Annotated in this window: 1 protein-coding gene; it reads left to right on the top strand. The window is 71.1% G+C overall.

The genetic code is table 11. The features are described from left to right. The coding region (locus ACFW48_RS38700) for a polyketide synthase dehydratase domain-containing protein (protein WP_386323367.1) at nucleotides 1-1,700 on the top strand (1,700 nt) is incomplete at both ends.

The raw sequence follows: 1,700 nt of genomic DNA on the forward strand, positions 1-1,700 counted from the left end.
CTCGCCACCGCCCACTGCCACGGCCTGCCCATCACCTGGCCGCTCGCTCCCACGACTGCTGTCGCGGAACTTCCCACCTACGCCTTCCAGCACGAGCGGTTCTGGTTGCATGCGGCTTCGGGTGCCGGAGACGTGGAGAGTCTGGGGCAGGCTTCGGCGGGTCATGGTCTGCTGGGTGCGGCGGTGACGCTGGCCGAGGACGGGTTGACCGTGTTCACCGGCCGCATCTCCCTGTCCACGCATCCGTGGCTGGCGGATCACGTGGTGGGTGGTGCGGTGCTGGTGCCGGGGACGGCGTTTGTGGAGCTGGCGTTGCATGCCGGGGACTACGTCGGTTGTGGTCTGGTGGAGGAGCTGACGATCGAAGCCCCCCTCGTACTCGAAGAGGAGGACCACGTCAGCCTTCAGCTGGTCGTCGAGACCACGGAGGCGGCCGGACGTCACACCTTCCGGCTCTCCGCGCAGTCCCCGTCCGGCACGTGGATCCGGCACGTCACCGGCACCCTCGTCACCGGAGGAGACATCGGCCGCGAAGACACCGTCGTGCGGGGGAACTGGCCGCCCGCGGGCGCCCGGGCCGTCGACCTCGGCGACTTCTACGCGCGCGTCGCAGACCTCGGCACCGAGTACGGCCCGGTCTTCCGGGGGATGACGGCTCTCTGGCAGGACGGAGACGACCTGTACGCGGAGATCGACCTGCCGTCCGGCACAGAGGTCTCGGGCTACGGCATTCACCCGGCCCTTCTCGACGCCGCGCTGCACCCCCTGGCCACGACGCGGGACACGGCGACGGAAGGACCGATGCTCCCGTTCGTTCTCACGGGCGTCCGTCTCCACGCCACGGGCGCCGACTCACTGCGCGTCCACTGGACGCCGGCGGACAGCACTGCCGGAGCCTTCCGCTGCCGAGCCATAGACGCCTCGGGCGCCCCCGTCCTGACGGCCGACTCGCTCGTCCTGCGGGAGGCGCCGAAGAACCTCGCCTCCGCACGCGGGCGTGGTCCTGGCCTGACCCGCCTCGACTGGACGTCCACCACGCTCACGCCGGGCGGCATACCGGCCGGAGAAAAGTGGGGTGTGCTTGCCGCGCCGTCCCTCGCGGCGTCCGAGCTGATGGAGGGGAACGCGGACCTCACGCAGCTCACCGAGCACCCCGATGTCGCCGCTCTCGCGGAGGCGGGCGTCGATGCCGCGGTCCTGCCGCTGCTGTGGACGCACGACGATGCTTCGTTGCCCGAGACGGTGCACACCGGGACAGCTCGACTGCTCGCTCAGGTGCGGGAGTGGCTCGACGACCCCCGGCTGGAGGCGGCGCGTCTGCTGGTCGTGACCCGCGGAGCCGACGTGGTGACCGGCGACGTGGCGCCCACCGACTTGGCCGCATCAGCCGCATGGGGGCTGCTGCGCAGTGTGCAGTCAGAGCAGCCCGGACGGATCGTACTGGTCGACTGCGACGACGATCAGGCGTCCCTGGCTCTGCTCCCCGCGGTCCTCGCCGGCGGAGAACCCCAGTCGGCACTGCGCCACGGTCGGGCCTACGTGCCGCGTCTCACTCGCCTTCCGGAACAGCCCTCCGCGACGGCGTCCGGCTTCGCCGACGTGGGCGACGGGACGGTGTTGGTGACGGGTGGTACGGGGTCGTTGGGTGCGTTGGTGGCGCGTCATCTGGTGGTCGGGCACGGGGTGCGGCATCTGCTGCT

It is taken from the genome of Streptomyces sp. NPDC058812 (assembly GCF_042744565.1).
In the GTDB taxonomy this organism is placed as follows: domain Bacteria; phylum Actinomycetota; class Actinomycetes; order Streptomycetales; family Streptomycetaceae; genus Streptomyces; species Streptomyces thinghirensis.